At 63.3% G+C, this 2,995-nt stretch carries 5 protein-coding genes; all 5 read right to left on the bottom strand.

Annotated elements, in window-relative coordinates; all coding sequences use genetic code 11:
- Positions 1-844: amidophosphoribosyltransferase (locus WMO24_RS00025; RefSeq protein ID WP_349213951.1), on the bottom strand; the 844-nt coding region annotated here is incomplete at its 3' end.
- Between the two features lie 10 nt (positions 845-854).
- Complete coding sequence (purC, locus tag WMO24_RS00020; protein ID WP_349213950.1) at positions 855-1,562, bottom strand: phosphoribosylaminoimidazolesuccinocarboxamide synthase; 708 nt, start codon at positions 1,560-1,562, stop codon at positions 855-857.
- A 48-nt stretch (positions 1,563-1,610) separates the two neighbouring features.
- On the bottom strand, positions 1,611-2,114 hold the full coding sequence (gene purE / locus WMO24_RS00015) for a 5-(carboxyamino)imidazole ribonucleotide mutase (protein WP_349213948.1): 504 nt from the start codon (positions 2,112-2,114) through the stop codon (positions 1,611-1,613).
- Positions 2,115-2,180: 66 nt separating this feature from the next.
- Positions 2,181-2,306, bottom strand: coding sequence for a hypothetical protein (locus WMO24_RS00010; RefSeq protein WP_349213946.1), 126 nt, complete (start codon positions 2,304-2,306; stop codon positions 2,181-2,183).
- Between the two features lie 140 nt (positions 2,307-2,446).
- Complete coding sequence (ybaK, locus tag WMO24_RS00005) at positions 2,447-2,941, bottom strand: Cys-tRNA(Pro) deacylase (RefSeq protein WP_349213945.1); 495 nt, start codon at positions 2,939-2,941, stop codon at positions 2,447-2,449.
- Positions 2,942-2,995: the final 54 nt, after the last annotated feature.

Below are 2,995 nucleotides of genomic sequence, written 5' to 3'. Positions count from 1 at the left end.
GCGCGCCGGCGCGCCGGCGGGCACGGTGCACGGAAGCGCCGTCCACCACCGAGTCGGGCCGGGCGATGTACACGAACTCAAACACGCACAGGGACGTGGGTTTGCCGCAGTGGGTGCGGACGCTGTGCACGCCGTTTTCGTCGATGCACACGATCTCGCCGGGCTCGATGTCCCGCACGAACTCGCCCCCTGCCGCATGGATGGCGCAGCTCTCGCTGGCCACCACGTCGCTGTCGCCGATCTTGCCCAGGCACAGGGGCCGGAAGCCGTAGGGGTCCCGGGCGGCGATGAGCTTGCGGGGGCTCATGACCACCAGCGAATAGGCGCCCTTCAGCTTGGGCATGGCGTTTTCCACGGCCTTTTCAATGCTGGGGGCGGTCAGCCGCTCCCGGGTGATGGTGTAGGCGATGACCTCGGTGTCGGAGGTGGAGTGGAAGATGCCGCCCATCAGCTCAAACTCTTCCCGCAGCTCGGCGGCGTTGGTCAGGTTGCCGTTGTGGGCCAGGGCCATGGGGCCCTTTACATGGCGGATGACAAAGGGCTGGGCGTTGGCACGCACGGGCGTGCCCGTGGTGGCGTACCGGCAGTGGCCGATGCACATGTTGCCCCGGGGCATGCTCTCCAGCACGTCCTTGGTGAACACCTCGTTCACCAGGCCCAGCTCCCGGCGTTTGTAGAACACGCCGTCGTCGTTCACGGCCATGCCGCAGCTCTCCTGGCCGCGGTGCTGCAGCGCGTACAGCGCGTAATAAGTGGTGGAAACCACGTCCAGTTCGTCGCCCCGGCGATACACGCCGAACACGCCGCACTCCTCGTGGACTTTATCGCTCCAAATCTCTTTCATGGCAGACCTCTCAACCCAGCAGACGGGCCATGACTTCCTGATAGGCTTCCTCTTCGCCGCCCAGATCCCGGCGGAACAGGTCCTTGTCCAGGTGCGCGCCGGTGGTGGCGTCCCAGAAGCGGCAGGTGTCGGGGCTGATCTCGTCGGCCAGCACGATGGTGCCGTCGGGCAGGCGGCCGAACTCCAGCTTGAAGTCGATGAGGCGGATGTTGAATTTCAACAGATATTTGGACAGGATGTCGTTGACCCGGAAGGCATAGTTGGTGATGGTGGCGATCTCCTCTTCCGTGGCCAGGCCCAGCGCGCGGGCGTGGTAGCTGTTGATGAGGGGGTCGTGATACTCGTCGTTTTTATAGCTGAACTCGATGGTGGGGATCTTCAGCACGGTGCCTTCGGGCACGCCCAGACGCTTGGTGAAGCTGCCCGCGGCCACGTTGCGCACGATGACCTCCAGAGGCACGATCTCCACTTTTTTCACCACGGTCTCACGGTCGCTGAGCTCTTCCACAAAGTGGGTGGGAACGCCCTCGCCCGCCAGCATCTTCATCAGGTTGTTGGTCAGCTTGTTGTTCACCACGCCCTTGCCGCGGATGGTGCCTTTTTTGGCGCCGTCGCCGGCGGTGGCGTCGTCCTTATAATCCACGATCACCAGATTGGGGTCGTCGGTGGCGTACACTTTCTTGGCCTTTCCCTCGTACAACTGTTCCAGCTTTTTCATAATCCTGTGCTCCCTTTCTCTATTAAAAAATAATCAATGGTGGCAATGTTACAGCGCTGCCAGTTCGGCCTGCAGCTTTTCGTCCTTGGCGGCGATGTCCTTTTCCATGTCCGCCCGGGCCTGTTTCAGCAGCCCGGCGATGCGCCCGTCGTGAATGGCCAGCATCTGGGCGGCCAGCACGGCCGCGTTTTTGGCGCCGTTCAGCGCCACGGTGGCCACGGGGATGCCGCTGGGCATCTGCACGGTGGCCAGCAGCGCGTCCAGCCCGTCCATGGCACCGCCCTTGCAGGGAATGCCGATCACCGGCAGCACGGTGTTGGCGGCGATGGCCCCGGCCAGGTGCGCCGCCATGCCCGCGGCGGCAATGATCACGCCGAAGCCCTTGTCCGCGGCGCTCTGCGCAAAGGCGGCGGCAGCGGCGGGGGTGCGGTGCGCGCTCATCACGTGCACTTCAAAGGGAATGTCCCACGCTTTCAGCTGCGCGGCGGCCCCTTTCACGCAGGGCCAGTCGGAATCCGACCCCATGATAATGGCTACTTTTTTCGTTTCCATGTTCTTTTCCACCTTTCCCATCCAAAACAAGAAGGGCCGTGGTGCACTTGCACCACGGCCCTTTGCTTACACGGATACACGATTCCCCCATACAAGAGCGCACCCCGACCCGTACTCGGCGCGCCGGCCCCTGCCGAAGGCCGCACGATGCCCGTGTGCCATCTGCTTTTGCAGCATTTCGCTTCGAATCATCCTGACGGCCTCCCTTCAGAAGGAAAATACACCTCTATTGTACTCTGTCCTTCCGGGGAAATCAATGTGCGCCGAACCGCTTTCGGGAAGTTCAGAGAAACGCACAAAGAAACCCTGTCCCGGCGGGAACATTTTAGACCTTAGGCCAAATCGCCCTGGGTCACGTCCGCGGTGCGCGCCCGGGCCAGTTTCAGCAGGTCCGCAGGGGCCAGCTCCACCTGAAACCCGATGTGCCCGGCGGACACGGCGATGGCCGGCTGGGAAAGGCAGCTTTCGTCCAGCACGGTGACGAAGGGCTTTTTCATGCCCAGCGGGCTGCACCCGCCCCGCACGTAGCCCGTGACCTTCAAAAGGTCCGCCACATGGAGCATGGCCACGCTTTTTTCGCCCACGGCCCGCGCCGCCTTTTTCAAATCCAGCTCCCGCAGCACGGGGATCACGAACACAAAATAATTTTTGCTGGCGCCCTGGGTGACCAGCGTCTTGAACACCGCGGCGGGGTCCTGCCCCAGCTTTCGGGCCACGGCCGCCCCGTCGATGGCCCCGTCCGAGGCGTCGTACGCATGGGGCGTATAGGCCACGCCGGCCTTGTCCAGCATGCGCATCACATTGGTTTTGACTTCTTTTTTCGCCATCCCACATTCCTCCAAAACAAGCGTGGGGGGGGGGGGGGGGGGGGGGGGGGGGGG

Origin of the sequence: Ruthenibacterium intestinale, from assembly GCF_040096265.1 — a bacterium.
GTDB lineage: Bacteria > Bacillota > Clostridia > Oscillospirales > Ruminococcaceae > Ruthenibacterium > Ruthenibacterium komagatae.
Note: the sequence above shows the minus strand (reverse complement) of the source record. Positions and strands in the feature narration are given on the sequence as shown.

Coding starts and splice junctions, on each gene's coding strand:
- ybaK (WP_349213945.1), bottom strand. CDS start 2,941: ATGGCGAAAAAAGAAGTCAAAACCAATGTGATGCGCATGCTGGACAAG.
- WMO24_RS00010 (WP_349213946.1), bottom strand. CDS start 2,306: ATGATTCGAAGCGAAATGCTGCAAAAGCAGATGGCACACGGGCATCGT.
- purC (WP_349213950.1), bottom strand. CDS start 1,562: ATGAAAAAGCTGGAACAGTTGTACGAGGGAAAGGCCAAGAAAGTGTAC.
- purE (WP_349213948.1), bottom strand. CDS start 2,114: ATGGAAACGAAAAAAGTAGCCATTATCATGGGGTCGGATTCCGACTGG.